12 protein-coding genes are annotated in these 21,161 nt (G+C 67.3%); 3 read left to right on the top strand and 9 right to left on the bottom strand.

Annotation, left to right across the window (positions count from 1 at the left end; translation table 11 throughout):
- Nucleotides 1-174 precede the first annotated feature (174 nt).
- The 9 genes from ABD287_RS16980 to ABD287_RS16940 all read right to left on the bottom strand — a co-directional run bounded on the left by ABD287_RS16980 (nucleotide 175) and on the right by ABD287_RS16940 (nucleotide 8,710).
- Nucleotides 175-432, bottom strand: a complete 258-nt coding sequence (locus ABD287_RS16980; protein WP_344174276.1) for a PLDc N-terminal domain-containing protein — start codon at nucleotides 430-432, stop codon at nucleotides 175-177.
- A gap of 42 nt (nucleotides 433-474) precedes the next feature.
- A complete protein-coding gene (locus ABD287_RS16975) occupies nucleotides 475-1,284 on the bottom strand; it encodes an ABC transporter permease (RefSeq protein WP_344174274.1) in 810 nt (269 codons plus the stop codon).
- Between the two features lie 53 nt (nucleotides 1,285-1,337).
- A complete protein-coding gene (locus tag ABD287_RS16970; protein WP_344174272.1) occupies nucleotides 1,338-2,252 on the bottom strand; it encodes an ABC transporter ATP-binding protein in 915 nt (304 codons plus the stop codon).
- A gap of 160 nt (nucleotides 2,253-2,412) precedes the next feature.
- Entirely contained in the window at nucleotides 2,413-3,144 is a 732-nt protein-coding gene (locus tag ABD287_RS16965) for a response regulator (RefSeq protein ID WP_344174270.1), read from the bottom strand.
- Nucleotides 3,141-4,370 carry a sensor histidine kinase gene (locus ABD287_RS16960; RefSeq protein ID WP_344174267.1) on the bottom strand — a complete coding sequence of 410 codons (1,230 nt, stop codon included), beginning with the start codon at nucleotides 4,368-4,370 and terminating at the stop codon, nucleotides 3,141-3,143. The genes ABD287_RS16965 and ABD287_RS16960 overlap by 4 nt, the downstream gene beginning before the upstream one ends.
- Nucleotides 4,371-4,669: 299 nt before the next feature.
- Entirely contained in the window at nucleotides 4,670-5,578 is a 909-nt protein-coding gene (gene rfbA / locus ABD287_RS16955) for a glucose-1-phosphate thymidylyltransferase RfbA (RefSeq protein ID WP_344174265.1), read from the bottom strand.
- Entirely contained in the window at nucleotides 5,575-6,588 is a 1,014-nt protein-coding gene (locus ABD287_RS16950; protein WP_344174263.1) for a Gfo/Idh/MocA family protein, read from the bottom strand. Before ABD287_RS16950 ends, rfbA begins: the two co-directional genes overlap by 4 nt.
- Nucleotide 6,589: 1 nt before the next feature.
- The gene (locus ABD287_RS16945) at nucleotides 6,590-8,035 is read right to left on the bottom strand and encodes an NDP-hexose 2,3-dehydratase family protein (RefSeq protein ID WP_344174261.1); all 1,446 of its coding nucleotides are present in this window, start codon (nucleotides 8,033-8,035) and stop codon (nucleotides 6,590-6,592) included.
- Between the two features lie 3 nt (nucleotides 8,036-8,038).
- Complete coding sequence (locus tag ABD287_RS16940; protein WP_344174259.1) at nucleotides 8,039-8,710, bottom strand: dTDP-4-dehydrorhamnose 3,5-epimerase family protein; 672 nt, start codon at nucleotides 8,708-8,710, stop codon at nucleotides 8,039-8,041.
- A gap of 294 nt (nucleotides 8,711-9,004) precedes the next feature.
- Between ABD287_RS16940 and ABD287_RS16935 the strand changes: the two genes are divergently transcribed.
- From ABD287_RS16935 to ABD287_RS16925, 3 genes are all read left to right on the top strand, one after another.
- Complete coding sequence (locus ABD287_RS16935; RefSeq protein ID WP_344174257.1) at nucleotides 9,005-10,804, top strand: fatty acyl-AMP ligase; 1,800 nt, start codon at nucleotides 9,005-9,007, stop codon at nucleotides 10,802-10,804.
- 1 nt (nucleotide 10,805) lies between these two features.
- The gene (locus tag ABD287_RS16930; RefSeq protein ID WP_344174255.1) at nucleotides 10,806-11,093 is read left to right on the top strand and encodes an acyl carrier protein; all 288 of its coding nucleotides are present in this window, start codon (nucleotides 10,806-10,808) and stop codon (nucleotides 11,091-11,093) included.
- Nucleotides 11,094-11,191: 98 nt separating this feature from the next.
- Nucleotides 11,192-21,161: amino acid adenylation domain-containing protein (locus tag ABD287_RS16925; RefSeq protein WP_344174253.1), on the top strand; the 9,970-nt coding region annotated here is incomplete at its 3' end.

Raw genomic sequence — 21,161 nt, 5'->3', positions numbered from 1 at the left:
GCCCTCGGCCAACAGAGCCCGATCGCCTACGAACAACGATCAGCTACTCTCGCCCTCGCCGCATAACAACCGGTGTCCACGATCCTGGGGGAAGCCCCCAGCGTACGAAATGAACGAGCGCCACGTCGGCACGACAGGGACCGCCAAATTTGGCGGTCCCTGTCGTATTGGGTTTTAGCGGCGCTCAGGGGAGCCGCCAACTTTCGGCTGGCCAACAGTGAACCAGCAGATGATGCCGAGCATGGGCGCGAGGAAGACGAACCACACCCAGCGAGTGCGTTGCTCCTGGGTCAACGGTGCGCGAAGGATCTTGCTCAGGACGAAGAGAATCAGCGCCACATACACGCCGATCAGGGCGATCCAGAAACCTATGCCCGCGATCGTGGTACCGGTGTCACTCGCAGCAAGCAGCTGGCCAGAAAGATGGGACATTGCCGATCGAGCCCCCTTCGAGATGAGTTCTACTGTGGTTGCTTAGGAAACATCGCGTCGGACGAAGCTGATCGTCCCGGCACCGAGTGCCAACACCAGGTAGCCCACCGTCACCGCGACCGCCCCGCCTTGGGACAACACGTACGGATGGTTACTGCCGGCGAGCTGGGGAATCAGGTTCGGGAGCAGGATCGAACCGAACCGCAGCTGCCAAACCGTCGGCAGGAAGTGCGCAAAGGCCGGCGCCACCAGCAGAAGGGATCCCAGTGTCACCAGGGTCGACGCGGTGGAACGGAACCAGGTGCCGAGGCCCACCGCCACGATCGTGGTCACCATCACGATGATGGTTGCGCAGAAAACCTTCGGCAGAGCATCGGTCCAGACCGGCCAGGGGTTGATCGGTGCCGGACGGTCGCCGACCAACATCTTCGCGCTGGCAAACGATAATGACGCGAAGAACAGCCCGGCCAGGAGAGCCGCCGTACCGGCCACCGTCGCCTTTGCACCCAGGAGAAGTCGTCGTTGGGGGACGGCCAGCAGACCGGGCCCGATGGACCGGGTCGTGAACTCGCTGGTGATCAGCATCGCGCCGATCGACCCCACGAAGAACATAACGAACGGTATGGACACGACGCTGGGATCGGCAGTCTCAAAGTTTCCCTTGTCGGCAGCCGTCGCCTTGTCGTAAGACTGGATCAGCAGGTACAGGATCAGTGAGCCGAGCATCGTCGCGCCAAGACCACCGACCAGGAACGCATAGGTCGATCGCAGCGTCCGTAGCTTTATCCACTCGCCCGCGACTGTGTCGCGGAAGACCCTGGTGCCTGAAGTCGGGCTCACGCTGTCGATCACACGTGGGACGGTCGGCTTTTCCTGGAGCGTAGGTTCCTGAAGCGTAGTCATGGTCATGCCGCTTTCTCCGGAGCGGCTCGGTACTCCGCCGCGTCGTTGGTCAGTTCCAGGTACACGTCCTCGAGCGTGGCGGCGCGGGGGGTGAGCCCGTGTAGAGGAATCGCTGCCGCCGCGGCAGCACCGCCGATAGTGACTGCGTCCACGCCGACGACAACGAGCTCTTCCCCGCCATCAGACGTGACGGAGGCACCCAACCCAGTCAGGATGGTCGCCAGCTCACCAGCTCGTGGAGTCCGCACGAGGACGTCTCGTGCGAAGCGGTCTCGCATCTCCTCCATCGAGGTTGCCTTCAACAGCCGACCCCGACCGATGATGAGAACGTGGTCCACAGTGAGCGCCATCTCGCTCATGAGATGGCTGGAGAGCAAGACAGTGCGCCCCTCCGCAGCCAGCGACCGCAGAGTGGAGCGAATCCACCGGATGCCGGAGGCATCCAGACCATTGACGGGCTCATCCAGCAGAATGACAGCTGGGTCACCGAGTAGCGCGCCGGCGATGCCGAGGCGCTGACGCATCCCGAGAGAAAAGCCGCCGAGCCGCTTATGCGCAACACTCTCCAGCCCCACCTTTTCGAGCACTGCCTTGACGCGCGCCTTACCTATGCCATTGCTTCGGGCCAAGCTCTCCAGGTGGTGGAACGCAGTTCGGCCGGGATGTGCGGCGCCCGCGTCAAGCACGGCACCTACTTCATGCATCGGCCGGTGAATTTGGTCATATCGGCGATTGCCGATCAGCGCCTCGCCAGAGGTCGGGTGGTCCAGGCTGACGAGTATTCGCAGTGCCGTTGACTTACCGGCACCGTTAGGGCCAAGAAAGCCAGTAACGACGCCCGGTTGAACCTCGAATGACAATTTGTCGAGCGCCAATGTCGACCCGTACCGCTTGGTCAGCTCCCTTACAACGATCATGGGGATTATGGTTCCAGGTCGGGCGGACGACCTGCGTCTGTCTGTGGTCAGAAAGCGCCGTCATACCAGGGTCGTACATCGATCACTGAAGAGTGAAAAGTCAACGTGCCGGTTACGACCGGTACGTTTTGTCGAATCGGTCGACCATAATTCGACGCCGTCACGACCTGCGCGATGCGGCCTCCGGCGCGGTCCGTCCCTGAGGGCGCACCAGCCCGGCCTCGTAGGCGATAATTACGAGCTGAGCCCGGTCACGGGCCCCCAACTTGCCGAGCAACCGCCCGATGTGGGTCTTCACGGTGCCGAGAGCCACGTACAGCGACGCGGCGATCTCAGTGTTGGACAGGCCGCTCGCAATCAGAACGAGCACCTCTCGTTCGCGCTCGGTGATCGCGTTAAGACCGATCGCGGTGCCGGCCTGGGGTCGAGGTTGCTGGGCAAATGCTGAGATCAGGCGCCGGGTGATGCGCGGCGCCAGAAGCGCCTCGCCGGACGCTACGACCCGGATACCCACCAACAGGTCGGTCGCGGTCGTGTCCTTGACGAGGAAGCCGCTCGCGCCAGCCTGAAGGGCCGCGTACACGTACTCGTCCAGATCGAATGTGGTCAGCATGAGCACGCGGACCGAGGCCGTCGCGGCGTCGCTGCAAATCTGGCGCGTCGCTTCGATCCCGTCAAGCTCGGGCATGCGGACGTCCATGAGAACCACGTCCGGCTGGTGCAACCGTGCCAGCTGGACTGCCTCAGCTCCGGTGCGCGCCTCGCCCACCGGAGCGAACCCCGGTGTCGCATCGAGCAGGGCATGGAAACTCTCCCGCATAAGTGAGTGGTCGTCGGCGAGTAGGACGCTGATGGTCGACCCCGTCACCGGTGCGGACTGGTCCTCGGTCATATCGTCTCCTCAGCCGTGGCATACGGAATCTCGGCGACGACCTGAAATCCGCCTCCTACCTGCGAGCGAGTTTCCAGCCAGCCGCCATACATGCTCGCACGCTCGCGCATGCCGATGACACCCTGCCCACCGCCACCGCCGACGCGTCGGGTGGGCGACCGGTGACCCCGACCACCGTCAAAGACTTCGATGTGGATCGAGCCACCGACATCGCGCACCGTCACCCGACAATGCTCAGCGTGGGAGTGCTTCATAACGTTGGTCAGCGCCTCCTGCACCACCCGGAAAACCGCAAGGTCGACACCTTGAGGTAGGTCGCTGATGCCGTCCGTCTGGAGGTCCACAGCCAGGCCCGCCGAACGGAGCTGACTGGCGAGATCTGCCAGGTCGGCCACCTTCGGAGCGGGGCTCAGCTCAGCCCCTGCGTCGGAGTCGGAGCGCAGAACGCCGAGCAGACGGCGAATCTCGGTGAGCGCGTCGCGGCTGGTGCGTTCAATTACGCCCAGAGCTAGCCGCACCTCCTCGGGGCGCTCGGCAGCGATGTGGTTGGCCACTGATGCCTTGACCGCGATCAGGCTCATACTGTGGCCGATGATGTCGTGCAGTTCGCGGGCGATCCTGAGCTGCTCGGCGGCTACCGCGTCGCGGGCCATGCGCCGGGCCAGATCGGCGCGGACCATACGTCGCCAGCGCACCACCCACCCCGCTACCCACGCCCCAGTCACGATCACCGTCACCGTGCCCAACTCCACCGCCCACCAGAGCGGGACCTCACTGTTCGCGGTGGCCGCCGAGGAAGAGCCGTACCGACGGTAGAACCATGGAATCGCGGCGCTGGTCGCCGCCAGCGCAGCGGCCACAGCAGCTACCGCTACCAACGGCCGGCGCATTGCCGCCACGGTGTAGGACGCCACCGCGACGGGCACATAGGTCACCCAGATGACCCCAGAGCCGACGATGCCACAGGCGGTCGCCGCCACGGCCGCCGTCACTACCGCGAACAGGACGGGCAGCGGCCGGCGACGGCGCACGGCCAGCGGCAGGCCCACCGCGATACCGGCCAGCCAGGATGCCAACGTCGGGCCGGCGAACGCCGGTCCAGGCGGATCGAGGGGGGCTACCGCCGCGAGCCAGGAGAGGAGTACTGCAACGACAACGTCGAGGATGGTGCTGCGGACGCCGGCTCCCGAGGGCCGGGTAACGCTTCCGGGGGAGGCGGGTCGCATGGCGTCCAAACTATAACGGGAGCGGACGGAACCTATGACCTGGGTCGCACCCGGCATTTCCGACCCTGGGCAGATGCGGTGGCTGGGCCCATCTTGAGAGTGTCTTCGGGGCGGGCAGGAATGCCTCCGGGTGCCTGACGGCCCGGTCAGCGCTCGCGAGCACTGAAGTGGTGCTGGACGCCCTTGCCCGTGTTGCCGAGGCTTGCTCCCCCGTGCGAGCTGGCGCAGGCTATGGGGTCGCTGCTCGCTTGCTGAGCGGCGACCCCATAGCGCAGGCGGCGAATCCACCTACACAGGACTCACACGCCTTGGTGCACCCATGAAGTACGGTCGCCACCGCTGATCTCGGCGGCGATATTCATGACGTAGTCACCGTAGTCGGAATTCACCATGGCTGCCCCGAGCGCATGGCAGGCATCGGCGTCAATAAAGCCCATCCGCAGTGCCAGCTCCTCGAGGCACGCAATCCGCACGCCCTGCCGCTCCTCCAGGGTTCGAACATACTGACCCGCCTGAAGCAGAGCTGCCGGAGTTCCGGTGTCGAGCCACGCGAAGCCTCTGCCGAGGTCGATCAGCTTGGCCCGCCCCTGGCTCAGGTACACCGCGTTGACGTCGGAGATCTCCAGCTCGCCGCGGGCCGACGGCTGAATGTTCTTAGCGATGTCGATAACGTCGTTGTCGTAGAAGTAGAGGCCCGTGATGGCCCGGTTGGAACGGGGGTGCCGTGGCTTCTCTTCGATGGCGACGAGGCGGCCGTCGGCGTCGGTCACACCGACGCCATACCGCTCCGGGTCCTGCACCCGGTATCCGAACAGCGTGCAGCCGTCCACCTGGGCTGCTTCCTTCTGGAGCAGTCGAGCGAACGCGGTGCCGTGGAAAATGTTGTCGCCGAGAATCAGCGCGCAGTCATCGTTCCCAATGTGATCTGCGCCGAGCAGTAGCGCCTCAGCGATGCCGCCCGGCTGTGCCTGCTCGGCATAGGTGATGTTGAGGCCGAGGTGGGAGCCATCGCCGAGGAGAGCGTGGAACAGACGTTGATCCACCGGCCGGGTGACGACGAGAATGTCGCGGATACCCGCGGCTATCAGTACCGAGATCGGATAGTAGATCATCGGCTTGTCTCCCACCGGGAGCAGCTGCTTGGAAACCGAGATGGTGATCGGATGCATACGCGTGCCGGTCCCCCCGGCTAGGACAATGCCCTTCACTTTTCGTGCCCTTCCGGTTCGGTGATGGAGCAGACCGTGGCGTGTTCCTTGACCGCCGCGACTATCTCGGCGTGGCGCAGCGAAGCTGCGGAGAGTTCGGGCAACAGATCACCAGCCGCAACGGCAGAACTGAACAGGCGCACAACGTTGCGGAACTGGTCGTCGGGCGGCAGCGTGATCTCCTCTCGGTGATCTTGACGCTCCAGCCGGACCACAGGTGAAACACCGACCGGCGGGGTGAATGCGCGATCAAGCAGTAGGCGCCCGGTGCTGCCCACCAGGCTGTAGCTGCAACGGTAGGAGTGCTCCATGCCGAATTGCAGCTGAGCAAACACCCCGTCGGGGGCATGCAGGAGCACGCTGCCGGCGACCACCGCACCGGTGTCCGCTCCGCGCCGTAGAACGGCGCCGGCTACGCGGATCTCACCAGGAAGGAAATGCAGGGCCGCGCGGACGGGATATACCCCGATGTCGTCGAGGGCCCCGCCACCGATCTCCGGTTGATAGCGAATATCGCCGGGCGGTTTGGGCGGAACGGTAAAGGTACTGACGAACCCACGCAGCTCACCGATGGCACCTTCAGCCACCATGCGCGCCACCGCGGCGTGCTGCGAGTGCTGGAGAAACATGAAGTTCTCAAACAGGACCAGGTTGCGTTGCCTCGCAAGCTCGAACAGCTCCCGCGCCTGGGCAAAGTCGGTGGTCAGGGGCTTCTCGGCGAGTACGTGCTTACCCGAGCGCAGTGCACGGGCGATCCACTCAGCATGCAGCGCGGCCGGCAACGGAATGTACACCGCGTCCACATCGGTGCGCCTGAGTAGGTCGTCGTAACCTTGCACCGCGACGCCACCGAACTGACCGGTGACCTCGGTCGCTTTCGCGATGTCGCGACTGGCGACGGCGGTCACGACCGTCGAGGCCTCACTGGTGAGTGCGGGCAGCATTTTGCGGCGGGCGATATCCGCGCAACCCATGATCCCGAAACGCAACGGACGTCGTGCGGCGCACATATCAGCACTCTCCAGGGTCGTCGAGGGTGTGTACCCCTGCCAGCACGCTGCGCAGTTCCACATTGAGATAGTTGTAGTGCCGCAGCAGGCCAGAGAGTTGGTGCAGCGTCAGCCATCGGTGGTACGGGCCCGGAGCGTCGGCAAAATCGGGCTCGGCCTCAATCACGACGTAGCGGTTGCAGGCGTGGTAGAACCGACCGCCCTCCTCCGAGAGCACCACGTCATACCGGATGCGCTGCGGATCAGCCGCCAGCACCTCGTCCAGAAACGGCGGCCGGAACGCCTCCGGCGCGTCGGCATAGTTGTCCGGCTGACAATTTACCGTCGGGGCCAGCTCGGCTACGTTGGCAGCGCCCGCTCCGAGGCGGGCCTGCACCAACGCGTGCAACACCCCGTTGATCGGCTTAACGATCAACGCGACCACGCCCGGCTGCGCCGGCGCGATCAACGGCTGGTCCCACCAGCGGACCTCCCGGTCGCCGGCCTCCACATGTACGGCCATCACGCGGAAGTACTTACCGTCTCTGTGCGCGATCTCGTTTGCGCCCCACTGCCATCCGTACTCGCGCACCGCTCGCAGCGGCACCGGCCGCTGCACGAGGCGTCGGCGGGAGCGGATGTCAGTGAGCCAGCCCAGCAGCTCGTCCGTCGGGGTTTCGGAGCGACCCTGACCGCTCATTGAGGCGCGGAGCTGGGCCAGGAACGACCCACCCGCCTCGATGCGCGCTGGGGACCGAGGCGGCGGGACACAGCCGAGCACCGTGCGCGCATCCATGTTGATCAAGTGATCGCGGCGCAGCAGCCGGCGCACCTGCCCCAGGGTCAACCAGCAGAAGCCATCGCGAGCCTCGACCGGCTCCCTCGCCTCGATGATCATGTTTCTGTTGCGTTTGTGGAGGTACCACGCCGCCTGTTCGGACTGGAGCACATCGACGACCGCCGGCTGACGTCCTGGGCCAAGAAAATGTTCGAGATACGGAACGTCCCGCCCACCGTGCACACCGGTGTAATTACTCCACGTGGCCTGAACGGTCGGAGAAAGCTGAATCCCGTTGATGTTTCCCGGCTCTATCTTGGCCTGCAGGAGCAGATGTGGAACTCCACCGATCCGCCGCATCAGAATGCCCACGACGCCAACTTCGGGCTGCACAATGATTGGCTGTCGCCAGTGCCCCGCCCATTCGCGATCGGTTTGGACGTCAAGACCCTCGACAGAGAAGAAGCGTCCCGTCCGATGGACCAAATTGCCAGTGTCCGGATCGCTATGCCAACCCACCATTTCAGCGAACGGAATCGGCGTGACGTGGTACGGCTGCTTCTGAGCCCGATCGGTCAGCCACGAATCGAATTCCCCGAGGGGAAGGATCGTGCTATCTGAATGGGCGGCGGAGGCCTGGAGCATGTCGAAATGGACGTCCTCGCGGCTCCGGCCCCCGTCGATGCGCATCCCTCAACCCCGCCCGGCCGGGGGCGAGCCGGTTTCCGCGAGCGCCAGGCACTCCGCGAAGGTGGGCAAGAGCCCGGCCGCGGCGGCCTCTGCCAGGGTGGGAGCCGCGGCGTCCTTGTCCGACATTACCGGCGGCGCCGTCAGGTTCCATGGAATGGCCAGCTCAGGATCGAGCGCCTGCACATCGACCATCGTCCCTGGCACGTACTCGGTGGAGCACAAGTAGTTCATACACACATCGTCGGTAAGTGCCAGGAACGCGTGCCCCAACCCCTCGGCCATGTAGACCGCCACATCGGAGCCGGCGTCCTGGAGGGTGACCTCGTGCTGCCCAAAGGTGGGTGAGCCGATGCGCATGTCGACGACCACGTCGAGCGCCGCACCACGGACGCAGGTCACCAGCTTGGCCTGTCCGGGTGGCGTTATGGTGCCATGAATGCCGCGCAGCGTATTCCGCCGCGAAACCGAGAAGTTGACCTGCCGGACCTCGAACGACCGACCAAGCGTCTGCGTCAGCTCGTCGGCGCGCCAGGCTTCGTGAAAACGGCCCCGCCGATCGGCCAGATGCTGAGGTTCCAACCGGAACATGCCTGGCAGCGTGCTCGGAGTTATTTTCATTGCCAAATCTCCCTTAGAGGTGCCGGCCACGGTACCAGCGGGTGTGATGGCGGTCATCCTTATTCAGTGTCGCGTAAAGTCCGTCCATCATGCATCGAACACACTCGACCACGTCAGCTCGTTGTTCAATCACACGCTAAGCCATCCACTATGTAGTCAAGCCGACACTCGCTTGACCGGCTCGAGCACGGATCGTTACTATGGCGCAGCCGGCATCCGGATAGACCTTTTCTCGCGGCCGCCCTATTGGACACATTCTCTCCGGTGTGAATTTGGTGAAGTGAATTCACCGGTCCCGGCAAATTGTTCCGTTCGGCTTATCAGAGGAGACCGCAGGTGACAGTGGGCGGCATGGTCAGCGACGCAGACATCGGCGATCTGCCCGATGCCATCACGGCGGTCCGTCGTTGGGCCGACCGTCGACCGTCGGCCGAGGCGCTGATCTGGGTAGCCGACCCGGAGGAGCAGCGGGACGAACGACTGACCTTCGCCGAACTCGACCTGCGAGCGCGAGCGGTGGCCGCCTGGCTCCAGCAGCGCATGCCGGTCGGATCGCGCGTGTTGCTCCTCAACTCGCCGGTCCGCTTCGTCGTCGGATTTCTCGGCTGTCTGTACGCCGGAATGGTCGCCGTGCCAGCGCCCCTGCCCGGTCGCTACCAGCACGAACAGCGCCGTGTGCGAACGATTGCCAGCGACGCCCAGGTGAGCGCAGTCCTGACCGAGACGGCGCAGCTGGGCGTCGTGCGGGAGTTCGCGGCAAACGGCCCGTTGGCGGCGGTGGAGGTGCTCGCTACCGACAGCATTCCGGACTCCGATGCGACCGCGTGGCGACTACCCGGGGTGAATCGGAACAGCCTGGCCCTGCTGCAATACACGTCCGGATCGACTGGTGACCCGAAGGGCGTGATGGTCACCCACGGCAATCTGCTGCACAACAGTGCCAGCCTGCTGAAAGGTCTCCAGATTCCGGCGAGCATCCGGTTCGGCGGATGGGCTCCTCAGTACCACGACATGGGGCTGATGGCGCAGGTACTGCCAGCGCTCTTCGGCGGCAGTACCTGCGTCCTGATGGACCCGACCACCTTCCTCAAGCGCCCGGTCGCCTGGCTGAGGATGATCGATCGATACGACATCGGTTGGTCGCCGGCCCCCAACTTCGCCTACGACTACTGCGTTGAACGCACGACCGACGAACAGATGCGCGGCCTGGACCTGAGCCGTTGGCGGTACGCCGCAAACGGGTCGGAGCCGGTCCGAGTGGAAACCATGCGTAAGTTCGCCGAGACATTCGCCGAAGCCGGCTTCTCCGCGACGGCCTGCTGCCCGTGTTACGGCTTGGCCGAAGCCACGGTTTTCGTGTCCGGGGCGCCGCCGCGCGCCCTCAGCGTCACCCGTTTCGATGCGGCTGAACTCGTCGAACACCGCGCCCGGCCTGCCCATGGTGCGGCAGCCGCCCGGGAGCTGCCCAGCAACGGCGCGGCCACCACCTACGACCTACGCATTGTGGACCCTGCGACCCGAGACGTACTCGAGCCTGGTCAGATCGGCGAGATCTGGCTACGTGGGCCCAGCGTCGCGGAGGGTTACTGGCGTCAGCCGGGGGCGACCGCAGCCGTGTTCGGGGCGGTGACCTCGCAGGGCGACGGTGCCTACCTTCGCACCGGCGATCTCGGGACCGTGCACGACGGTGAACTCTACGTGACGGGCCGACTCAAGGAAGTGGTGATCATGCGGGGCCGCAATCTGTACCCCCAGGATGTCGAACACGAGCTGCGTAGCCAACACAAGGAGCTGGGTGCCGTCGGCGCGGTGTTCAGCCTGCCCGCGTCGGATGGCGCTGCCGATGATGTGCTGGTGGCCGTACACGAGGTACGGAACCCGCGCGACCAGGCAGGCCTGGCACGGTTGGCCGCCGACATGCGCCGAACACTGTCCCAGGAGTTCGGCGTCGGTGCGAGCGGAGTCATCTTGGTGCGCCGCGGCGGCGTCCGCCGCACCACCAGCGGCAAAACCGAACGCACCGCGATGGCGGAGCTGGTGCGATCCGGCCAACTGGCCGCCGAGTTCGTCGACGTGGACCCGCGTTACCAGGACGTCGTTTCGGTCCGAACTGCTTCCGATGCCCCATCCCGTCGTCCCGAGCGGGTGTGAGATGCCGAACCGCATGCACGTAGCACCGAACCTGTCCGCTGAACTACTCACGCCGTGGATCCTTGCGCAGGCCGCATCCCTGCTCCAGCTTGAACCGGAGCGGCTCCGTGCCGACCGGCCGCTGAGCGACTTCGGGCTCGATTCAGTCCGCGGTATCGCCCTCATCGGCGACCTCGAAGAGCTGATCGGTCGCGACCTCGACCCGGACCTCCTCTGGGACCACCCCGCCGTTAACGATCTCGTCGCCGTTCTTACCGGCGCCCATAACGGAGAAGCGGCTGGCGGCTGACCGCCGCTGAAGCTGCCCCGCCGCTTCCGCCATTGCCGGCGCCCCACCAGTACGGCCCCTGCTCGGATCCGTACGCCGTGACACCAGGAGAGTGCACCATGAGCATGGTCAGTAGCCAGTTCCCGCGGCAGGCGCTCTCCGCCGCACAGCAAGGCGTCTGGGTGGCTCAGGAACTCGCTCCGACCGATGCGCTGTACCACTGTGGAGTGTGCCTGGAGCTACGCGGCCCGGTCGACGCCGACATTCTGGCGCAGGCCGTGGTGCGGGCGCTCGACGAGACGCCGACGCTGCGTGCCCGCTTCCGCTACGAAAGCGTCGACCTGTGGCAGGAGTTCACTGACACCTCCCCAGATCCGCTGCAGGTCGTGAATCTCCGCGATGCCGCTGACCCAGCTGCCGACGCTGAAGCCTGGATGCGCGCGGACCTGGCCAACCCTGCGAACCTCACCGATGGCCCGTCATATCGACACGCGCTGCTGACCCTTGCGGACGACCACAGCATCTTCTATCTGCGGTACCACCACATCCTGCTGGACGGCTGGGGTCAGACCCTCTACCTCCGACGCGTGGCGGACATCTACACGGCGCTCTACGCGGGCACCGAACCGGCGGCAGCCACTTTCGGCAGCCTCGTCGATGTGCTGGCCGAGGATGCCGCCTACCGGACATCGCCCCGGTACGAGCGGGATCGGGCGTACTGGATCGACGCGGTGGCGGACGTCCAGGAGCCGACGCAGCTCGCAGGCGGTGCCGCGGCGCCCGGACAAAGCGAGCTTCGGGAGACGATCTGGCTCGACCAGGATGACGTTGGTCGTCTGCAGGACGCGGCCCAGGCGTGCGGGAGCCGGTGGACCATCGTCCTCGTTGCCGCCTTCGCTGCCTACGTGCAACGCATCACGGCCACCGATGACGTGGTGCTGGGACTTCCGGTATCTGCCCGCAGCTCCGCGGCACTGGACACGCCCGCAATGGTCTCCAACGAAGTCCCACTGCGGCTGACCAGCACACTCGCCGAGCCCTTCAGCGCCCTCGTCCGGCAGACCGGTGTCGCGCTGGGTGGCGCGATCCGGCATCAGAGGTTCCGGGGTGAAGACCTGCACGCGGCCCTCGGCCGGGCGGGCGATCTGGCCGTCACCGGACCAGTGATCAACCTGGTCACCTTTGACCAGACGGTCCACTTCGCTGAACATCGCGTGGTCCCTCGGCAGCTGTCCACAGGCCGCATCAAGGATCTCTCCCTGCACGTGTACGGCACTGCGGACGCGGCAAGCGGTATCCGGCTCGACATGGACGCCAACCCCGGGCGATACGCGCCGGAAGCTGCTGGCCGACACCGCGACGGCTTCCTCTGCCTGCTTCGCGAACTCCTCACTGACGTGCACCGCCCGGTCGGCCGCAGCGCGGTGCAGAGCCAGGTCGCCCGATCGGCGCTGCTGGCGGCCGGCACCGGCCCGCTCACACCGGTGACGCCCGAGACCCTGCCCGATCTGGTAACTGCGCAGGCCCAAGCCACGCCAGACCGGGCCGCAGTGGCCGACCAGGACCGAGAACTGACTTACGCCGCGCTGGAGGCCCGCGCCAACCATTTGGCGCGGTACCTGATCGACCGCGGCGCCGGCGCGGAGCGCTACGTGGCGGTGGCGCTCCCGCGGTCCGTGGACATGGTCGTGGCGCTCCTCGCAGTACTCAAATCAGGCGCCGCCTACCTGCCGATCGATCCCGCCCTGCCAGCAGACCGCGCCGCAGTCATGGTGGACGATGCGCGGCCCATTCTGGCCATCACCACCAGCGACTCGGCCCCACTGTTCGCCGGCACGTCCGTCATTGCGCTCGACGACCCGACGGTCCGACCGCTGATCGACGCGGTGGCGACCGCCCCCGTCACCGATGCGACCCGCGGCGCCCCACTGCGCTCCGATCAACCCGCATACCTCATCTTCACCTCGGGCTCCACCGGCCGCCCCAAGGGCGTGATCGTGCAGCACCGCTCACTCAGCGGCTACCTCCAACGTGGCCGGGACGCGTACCCAGCGGCGGCGGGCAGCTCCCTGCTTCACTCGCCCATCTCCTTCGACCTCACCGTTACGGCGCTGTTCACCCCGCTGGTCAGCGGCGGATGCGTACGGATCGGCGACCTCACCGAGGAGAGCGTCGGCGCCACCGGTCCGGTCAGCTTCGCCAAGTTCACGCCGAGCCACCTCGAACTGCTCGACGCCCTACCGGACGAGGCCTCCCCCACCGGCTGCCTTGTGCTCGGCGGCGAGGCGCTGCACGGACACGCGCTCAGCGGCTGGCGGGAGCGCCACCCCGACGCGGTCGTCATCAACGCGTACGGGCCGACTGAGGCCACCGTCAACTGCCTCGACTTCCGCATCGAGCCGGGCCAACGGATCGGCGACGGGCCGGTTCCGGTCGGTCGCCCGTTCGCCAACACCCGCGCCTACGTGCTGGACGCCGGCCTGCATCCGCTGCCCGAGGGCGTACCAGGCGAGCTCTATATCGCCGGGTCCGTACTGGCCCGCGGCTACCACGGGCGCCCGGGTCTCACCGCAGAGCGATTCGTCGCCGATCCCTACGGACCGCCCGGCGCGAGAATGTACCGGACCGGAGACCTCGCCCAGTGGGTTGATGGTCTGCTTGAATTCGCCGGCCGGGCGGACGAACAGGTGAAGGTCCGCGGGCATCGCATCGAGCCGGGCGAAGTCGCCGCTGCGCTGCTGACCCGGCCCGAGGTGGCCCAGGCCGTCGTGGTGCTTCGCGAGGACCAGCCGGGTGACCGGCGTCTCGTCGGCTACGTCACCGCCGCCCCCGCGGCTGAACCGGCACCGGCGGCGTTGCGGGAGGCGCTGGCCCGGAGCTTGCCCGAGTACATGGTGCCTGCGGCCATCGTGGTCGTCGATCGCATCCCGCTGACCGCCAACGGCAAGGTCAACCGACGGGCGCTGCCCGTCCCTCACTACGGTCCGAAGCAGGTAGACCGGGCTCCGCTGACCGCCACAGAGGACATCCTGGCGGGCCTCTTCGGTGAGGTACTCCATCTCGACCGGGTCGGCGTTCACGACGACTTTTTTCGGCTTGGCGGACACTCGCTGCTCGCCACCCGGCTGGTAGGCCGGGTACGCGACACCTTCGGCGTCGAGCTGTCGATCCGCCAGCTCTTCGACACGCCGACGGTCGCCGAGGTGGCCGCAGTGGTCACCCAGGGCGACCGCGCCTTCGCCCCGTGCGCGCCGGCCGAACGCCCTGAGCAGTTGCCGGCCTCGTTCGCCCAGCACCGCTGGTGGTACCTGGACCGGGTAGACGGCGGCAACGCCACCTACAACATTCCGGCCGCGCTGCGGCTGACCGGCGACCTGGACCAGGACGCGCTCAGACAGGCGCTGGGCGACGTACTCGACCGCCACGAGGCGCTGCGGACGGTCCTGGTCGAGCACGACGGGACGCTGCACCAGGTGATCCGGGCACCCGAGGATGCCCACGTGGAGCTGCCTTCGCGGACCGTCGACGAAGCCGTTCTGGACGACCAGCTGGCCCAGGCCGTGCGGTATCGGTACGACCTCTCCCGGGACCTGCCACTGCGGGCGGAACTTTTCCAGCTGGCCCCGCAGCGCCACGTGCTCCTGCTGCTCGTGCACCATGTCGCCGGCGACGGCTGGTCCATGGAACGGCTCGTCAACGACCTCGCCGTGGCCTACGCCGCGCGCCGCGACGGCATAGCGCCCGGCTGGCAGCCACTGCCTGTCCAGTACGCGGACTACACGCTCTGGCAGCGACAGACGCTCGGGGCCGCCGACGACCCGGAAAGCCCCCTCGCCCGGCAGTTGGAGTTCTGGCGGGAGGCGCTGGCCGACCTGCCCGACGAGCTGACGCTGCCCGCCGACCGGCCCCGACCGTCGGTGGCCACCCGCAGGGGACAACGCCTCGAGGTCGGCCTCCCCGCCGAGGTGCACGCCGCCGTCGACAGGCTGGCTCGGGCCAGCCGCACCAGCGTCTTCATGGTCCTACAGGCGGCGTTGGCGACGCTATTGAGCCGCATGGGCGCCGGTACCGACATTCCCATCGGATCGCCGGTCGCCGGACGCGTCGACAGTCGACTGGAGGACCTGGTAGGGGTCTTCGTGAACACAGTCGTGCTGCGCACCGACACCTCCGGCGATCCCACGTTCTCCGAGCTGCTGGTCCGGGTGCGTGAGGCTGATCTGCAGGCAAACGCCCACCAGGACATCCCGTTCGAGCGTCTGGTGGACGAGCTGCGCCCACAGCGCTCGGCCGCGAGGCATCCGTTGTTCCAGACCATGCTGAGTTACCAGAACACGTTCCAGCACGACGGACTGCGAACGATCGGCGAACTCACCGGCCTGGGTGTGGAGCTGCTCGATACCGACACTGGCGGCGCCGAGTTCGATCTCTCTATCGACCTGGGCGAGCAGTTCACACCGGACGGTCGTGCGTGTGGCATCACGGGCGGAGTGCGATACGCGACGGATCTTTTCGACGCCGAAACGGCGCTCTCCTTGATCGACCGGCTGGAGCACCTGCTGCGGCAGGTGACCGCAGCCCCGGACCGACGACTCCACGAGCTGGCGATCTCCGAGAGCAGTGAATACGAACAGCTCCTACACGACTGGAACGCCACCGGCGCGGACGTGCCGCAGGCCACCCTCCCGCTGCTGTTCCAACAGCAGGTACGCCGGACCCCGGACCGTCCGGCGACCGAGTTCGGCGACGCCACCCTCACCTACGCCGAGCTGGATGAGCGCGCCGGTGAACTGGCGCGGCGCCTGCGACATGCCGGGGTGGGGCCGGAGACTGTGGTCGCCATCGCCCTGCCCCGTTCGCTCGACCTGATCGCCGCCGTTCTGGCCGTTGGCAAGGCAGGTGGCGCTTACCTGCCGATTGACCTCGACTATCCCGCCAGCCGCATCCGTACCGTCCTGGCGGACGCCCGGCCGATGGCGGTGCTGACGGATCGCGCCACGGCGACCGGGCTGCCGGCCCACAACGGGACCGTCGTCTGCATCGACGAGCCGCTGCCGCCTGCCGGTTCCGCTCCGGCGGGGCCGGAAAGTGGCGCTGCCACGCTGCAGCCACAGCATCCGGCGTACGTCATCTACACCTCCGGCTCGACTGGCCGGCCCAAGGGCGTGGTGGTGACCCATGCCGGACTCGCCAGCCTGGTCGCCACCCAGGTGCCCACCTTCGGGGTCGGCCCCGAAAGTCGCGTGCTTCAGTTCGCCTCCATCGGGTTCGACGCCTCGGTGTCCGAGATCTGTATGGCACTACTCTCCGGTGCCACCCTCGTGGTGCCCACCGTCGATGAGCGCGCCCCTGGCAAGCCGCTCGCGCAGTTCCTCACCGCCCGCCGGATCACGCATGCGACCCTGCCGCCGGCGGCACTGGCCGCGATGTCGCCGGCCGATGTGCCATCCGACCTCACCGTCGTGGTGGCGGGCGAGGCGTCCACCCCTGACCTGATCGGCGACTGGGCGGCGGGGCGGGTCATGTACAACGCCTACGGCCCGAGCGAAACCACGGTCGACGCCACCAGCTGGCGATGCCGGCCGGATACTTCCGGCGCGGTGCTCATCGGACGGCCATCCCTGAATACCCGGGTCTACGTGCTTGACGATCGGCTACGGCCTGCCCCGGTCGGAGCGCCGGGCGAGCTTTACGTGGCGGGAGCCGGTCTCGCCCGCGGCTACCTGGGTCAGGCCGGCCTGACCGCCGAGCGGTTCGTCGCCAATCCTTTCGGTCCGTCCGGCACCCGGCTCTACCGCACCGGCGACTGCGTGCGCTGGCACCGCAGCGGTGATCTGGAATTCCTGGGCCGGGTGGACAGTCAGGTGAAACTCCGCGGCTTCCGGATCGAACTGGGCGAGATCGAGGCCGCCCTGACCACCCAGCGCGCGGTGCGACAGGCGATCGTGCTGCTGCGCGAGGACCGCCCCGGCGACAAGCGCCTCGTCGCCTACGTCGTCGGCGGTTCGGCCCTGCCGGGGCCGGCGGCGCTGCGCACCCAGCTGGCCGAGGTGTTGCCCGAGCACATGATCCCCAGCGCGTTCGTCGCGCTGGATGCTCTACCGCTCACGGTGAGCGGCAAGGTTGACCGGCGGGCATTGCCGGCGCCGGAGCACCGCGCCGCCGGCAGCCGAGCGGCGGCCACTGCCTCCGAGGAAATCCTCTGCAGCCTGTTCGCTGAGGTGCTGGGGGTGCCCGAGGTGGGGCCGGACGACAACTTCTTCGAGCTGGGCGGACACTCCCTCCTCGGGACGAGCCTCGCCTCCCGGGTGCGGGCGATGTTCCACGCCGAAATCACCATCCGCCAGCTGTTCCAGACGCCGACCCCGGCCGGGCTGGCGGGCGCCGTGGCGCGTCGCAGTGGTGGCGTCCGGTCAAAGTTGGCGCCGATGGACCGTACGGCGCGGCTGCCGATGTCCTTCGCCCAGCGCCGGCTGTGGTTCCTGCAGCGACTTGACCAGGACACGAGCGCCTACAACATGCCCCTTGCGCTGGACTTGACCGGCGGCATAGACCGGACAGCGTTGGCCGCCGCTCTCGCGGACGTAGTCGCCCGGCACGAGTCACTGCGCACCGTCTTCCCGGAGGACGGCGAGGGACCGTACCAGCACATCCTCGATCCGGCGGACGCGCAACTGCAGGTCACGCTCGAGGTCACCACAGAGGAGGAGCTGCCCTGCCGCCTCGCCGAGGCGAGTCGGCACCGCTTCGACCTGGCCACCGAGATACCCATCGCGGCGCGGCTGTTCCAGGTGGCGCCCCAGCGGCACGTCCTACTGCTCCTCATGCACCACATCGCCGCGGACGGCTGGTCCGTTCCGCTGCTCGCCCGGGATGTGGGGTCCGCGTACGCGCATCGCGTGCACGGTGCTCCCGCGCTGGCGCCACTGCCCGTGCAGTACGGCGACTACACACTGTGGCAGCGAGAGGTGCTCGGCGATGAGTCGCAGCCCGATTCGCCGCTCAGTACCCAGCTCGCGTTCTGGCGGGGCGCCCTGGCCGGACTGCCGGAGGAACTCGACCTGCCCACCGACCGACCGCGGCCGGCAGTCTCCACGTACCGGGGCGAGCGGATCACATTCGAACTGTCCGCGAACGTACACGCGGCACTGCGGGACCTGGCCCGCGCGCACCATGCCACGCTGTTCATGGTCGTTCAGGCCGCGCTCGTCACCGTGCTGCATCGGCTGGGTGCCGGCTCGGATATTGCCGTTGGCTCGCCCATCGCCGGGCGGGTCGACTCCGGGACCGATGACCTCATCGGGTTCTTCGTCAACACCCTCGTACTGCGTACCGACCTCTCCGGCAATCCCACCTTCACCGAACTGCTGGAGCGCGTCAGAGAGACGGACCTGGCCGCCTACAGCAGCCAGGACCTTCCCTTCGAGCGCCTGGTGGAGGTGCTCAGCCCCATGCGTTCGATGTTCCGCCACCCCCTCTTCCAGGTTGCGCTGGCCTTCGACAACTCCGACCAGGACGTCGCCGCCGCGCAGGTCGGGCAGTCAATGGGTCTGGATGTACGCCCGCACGAGGTCGGCACGGGCGCGGCCAAGTTCGACCTGCTGTTCGGCGTGCGCGAGCGCCGGAGCGACACCGGCGGGCCCGACGGCCTGCAGGGTGCGCTGCTGTTCAGCACTGATCTCTACGACGAGGCCACGGCTCGGCGGATGGTGTCGGCCCTGACCCGGGTGTTGTCCGCCGTGGCGCAGGACACCGAGCGCCGGGTCGCCGACTTCGACATCCTTGGTGCCGTCGAACGGTCCCGGGTGCTCCAGTGGGGAAACGCGACGGAATCCGAGTCCGCCGCCGGCACGCTGGTGGACGCGTTCACCGCGCAGGCCGGCGCCCTGCCGAACGCGGTGGCGGTCAGCGACGGCACCGTCGAGGTCACCTACGCCGAGCTCGACGCCCGCTCGAACCAGCTCGCCAGGCTGCTGATCGGCCACGGCGTCGGTCCCGAGTCGCTGGTTGCCCTGGCGGTACCGCGCTCGGCTGAACTGGTCGTCGCGCTGCTGGCCGTCCTCAAGGCAGGCGGCGCCTATGTACCGGTGGATCCGGACTATCCGGCCGAACGCATTCGCCTCATCGTCGAGGATGGGCGGCCGGCGCTGGTTGTTACCACCGCCGCTACCGCGGGCCTGATCCCGCCGACCGGTGCCCCGGTTATCGTCCTCGACGACGCGGAAGCGGACCGCTTCCCCACCACTGTCGTCGGCGACGGGGAGCGGGTTCGACCGCTGCGGCCGGCGCACCCGGCGTATGTGATCTACACGTCGGGGTCGACGGGCCGCCCGAAGGGCGTTCTGGTCAGCCATGCCAACGTCGACCGGCTGTTCACGGTGACTGACGGGCTGTTCGCGTTCGGACCTCGGGACGTCTGGACACTGTTCCACTCCTACGCGTTCGACTTCTCCGTGTGGGAACTGTGGGGCGCCCTGCGGTACGGGGGTCGTCTTGTCGTCGTGTCACACGACGAAACGCGCGACCCAGCGGCGTTCCGCCGGTTGTTGGCGCGGGAACGGGTGACCGTCCTCAACCAGACACCCACCGCGTTCGCGGAGTTGATGCGGGTGGACGCGGAGAACGAAGGCGATCAGCCGCCCCTGCGGCTGGACCTACGCTACGTCGTGTTCGGCGGCGAGGCGCTTGACCTCGGCCGCCTGCGCTCCTGGCTGGACCGTCACCCGGACGGGCCCAGGCTGGTGAATATGTACGGGATCACCGAAACCACGGTTCACGTGACCCACCTACCCGTCGCGCCGGCCCTGGCCGAGGACGCCCGGGCGCGGAGCCTGATCGGCCGTCCGCTCACGGATCTCAGCGTCCGAGTACTGGACGAGCGGTTCCAGCCGACACCGCCGGGCGTCAGCGGTGAGATCTACGTCGGCGGCTACGGACTGGCGCGGGGTTATCTGAACCGGCCGGCACTGACCGCCGAGCGGTTCGTCGCCGACCCGTACGGTGCGCCCGGCAGTCGCCTCTACCGTTCGGGCGATGTTGGCCGGTGGACCGCTGACGGCGGGCTGGAGTACCTCGGCCGTGCCGACTCGCAGGTGAAGATTCGCGGATTCAGGGTCGAGCTCGGCGAGATCGAGTCGACGCTCCGCGCCCACGCGCAGGTGGCCGAGGTTGCGGTGGTCGCGCGACAAGATGCTTCAGGGGACCGGCGGCTGGTCGCGTACGTGGTGGCGGGCGAGGACTCGCCGAACGCCGACGCGCTGCGCGAGTACGCGGAGCAGCATCTGCCTTCCCACATGGTGCCGGCCGCTGTGGTGCTGTTGGACACGCTGCCGCGTACCACGCACGGCAAGCTCGACCAGGGTGCACTGCCCGACCCGAGCTACCGCACCGACCGCGAAGGCCGTCCGCCGCGCAGCCCGCAGGAGGCCATTCTCTGCGAGCTGTTCGCCGATGTGCTCGGGGTGGCCGCGGTCGGCATCAACGAGAGCTTCTTCGCTCTCGGGGGACACTCGCTACTGGCCAATCAGCTCGTGAGTCGCATCCGCAGCACCTTGGATGCGGAGCTCTCCATCCGGCAGGTCTTCGAAACGCCAACTGTCGCCGCGCTTGCGGCGGCGCTTCGCGGTGCCGGGGCTGGCCGGCCCGCCGTCGAGCGGGTCACCACCCGTCCCACGCAGCTGCCTCTGTCCTATGCACAGCAACGGCTGTGGTTCATCCAGCACTTGAACGGACCGAGCAGCGCCGACAACATCTGCGCTGCCCTGCGGCTCAACGGCAATCTGGACCAGGACGCGCTCCTGGCGGCCTTCCGTGATGTCGCCGACCGCCATGAACCACTACGCACTCTGCTGGCCGAGGGGACCGACGGGCCGTACCAGGTCATCGTTCCGGCCGACGTAGCCGTGCCGGGTCTGAGCCCGACCCTGGTTGCGCCCGACGGGGTCGACAAAGCATTCGAGGCTCTCGCCCGGCACGAATTCGACCTGCTCCGTGAGCTGCCGTTGTTGGTGCGGTTGTTGGTGGTCGGTGAGCGGGAGTTTGTGTTGGTGGTGGTGGTGCATCACGTGGCTGCGGATGGTTGGTCTATGC

Origin of the sequence: Pilimelia columellifera subsp. columellifera, assembly GCF_039532605.1 — a bacterium.
Classification (GTDB): Bacteria; Actinomycetota; Actinomycetes; order Mycobacteriales; family Micromonosporaceae; genus Pilimelia; species Pilimelia columellifera.
This window is presented reverse-complemented; position numbering and strand designations above follow the sequence as displayed.

Bases quoted from the DNA above. Each gene is read 5' to 3' on its own strand.
- ABD287_RS16980 (WP_344174276.1), bottom strand. From the start codon at position 432: ATGTCCCATCTTTCTGGCCAGCTGCTTGCTGCGAGTGACACCGGTACC.
- ABD287_RS16970 (WP_344174272.1), bottom strand. From the start codon at position 2,252: ATGATCGTTGTAAGGGAGCTGACCAAGCGGTACGGGTCGACATTGGCG.
- ABD287_RS16965 (WP_344174270.1), bottom strand. From the start codon at position 3,144: ATGACCGAGGACCAGTCCGCACCGGTGACGGGGTCGACCATCAGCGTC.
- ABD287_RS16960 (WP_344174267.1), bottom strand. From the start codon at position 4,370: ATGCGACCCGCCTCCCCCGGAAGCGTTACCCGGCCCTCGGGAGCCGGC.
- ABD287_RS16950 (WP_344174263.1), bottom strand. From the start codon at position 6,588: ATGTGCGCCGCACGACGTCCGTTGCGTTTCGGGATCATGGGTTGCGCG.
- ABD287_RS16945 (WP_344174261.1), bottom strand. From the start codon at position 8,035: ATGCGCATCGACGGGGGCCGGAGCCGCGAGGACGTCCATTTCGACATG.
- ABD287_RS16940 (WP_344174259.1), bottom strand. From the start codon at position 8,710: ATGACCGCCATCACACCCGCTGGTACCGTGGCCGGCACCTCTAAGGGA.
- ABD287_RS16935 (WP_344174257.1), top strand. From the start codon at position 9,005: ATGGTCAGCGACGCAGACATCGGCGATCTGCCCGATGCCATCACGGCG.
- ABD287_RS16930 (WP_344174255.1), top strand. From the start codon at position 10,806: ATGCCGAACCGCATGCACGTAGCACCGAACCTGTCCGCTGAACTACTC.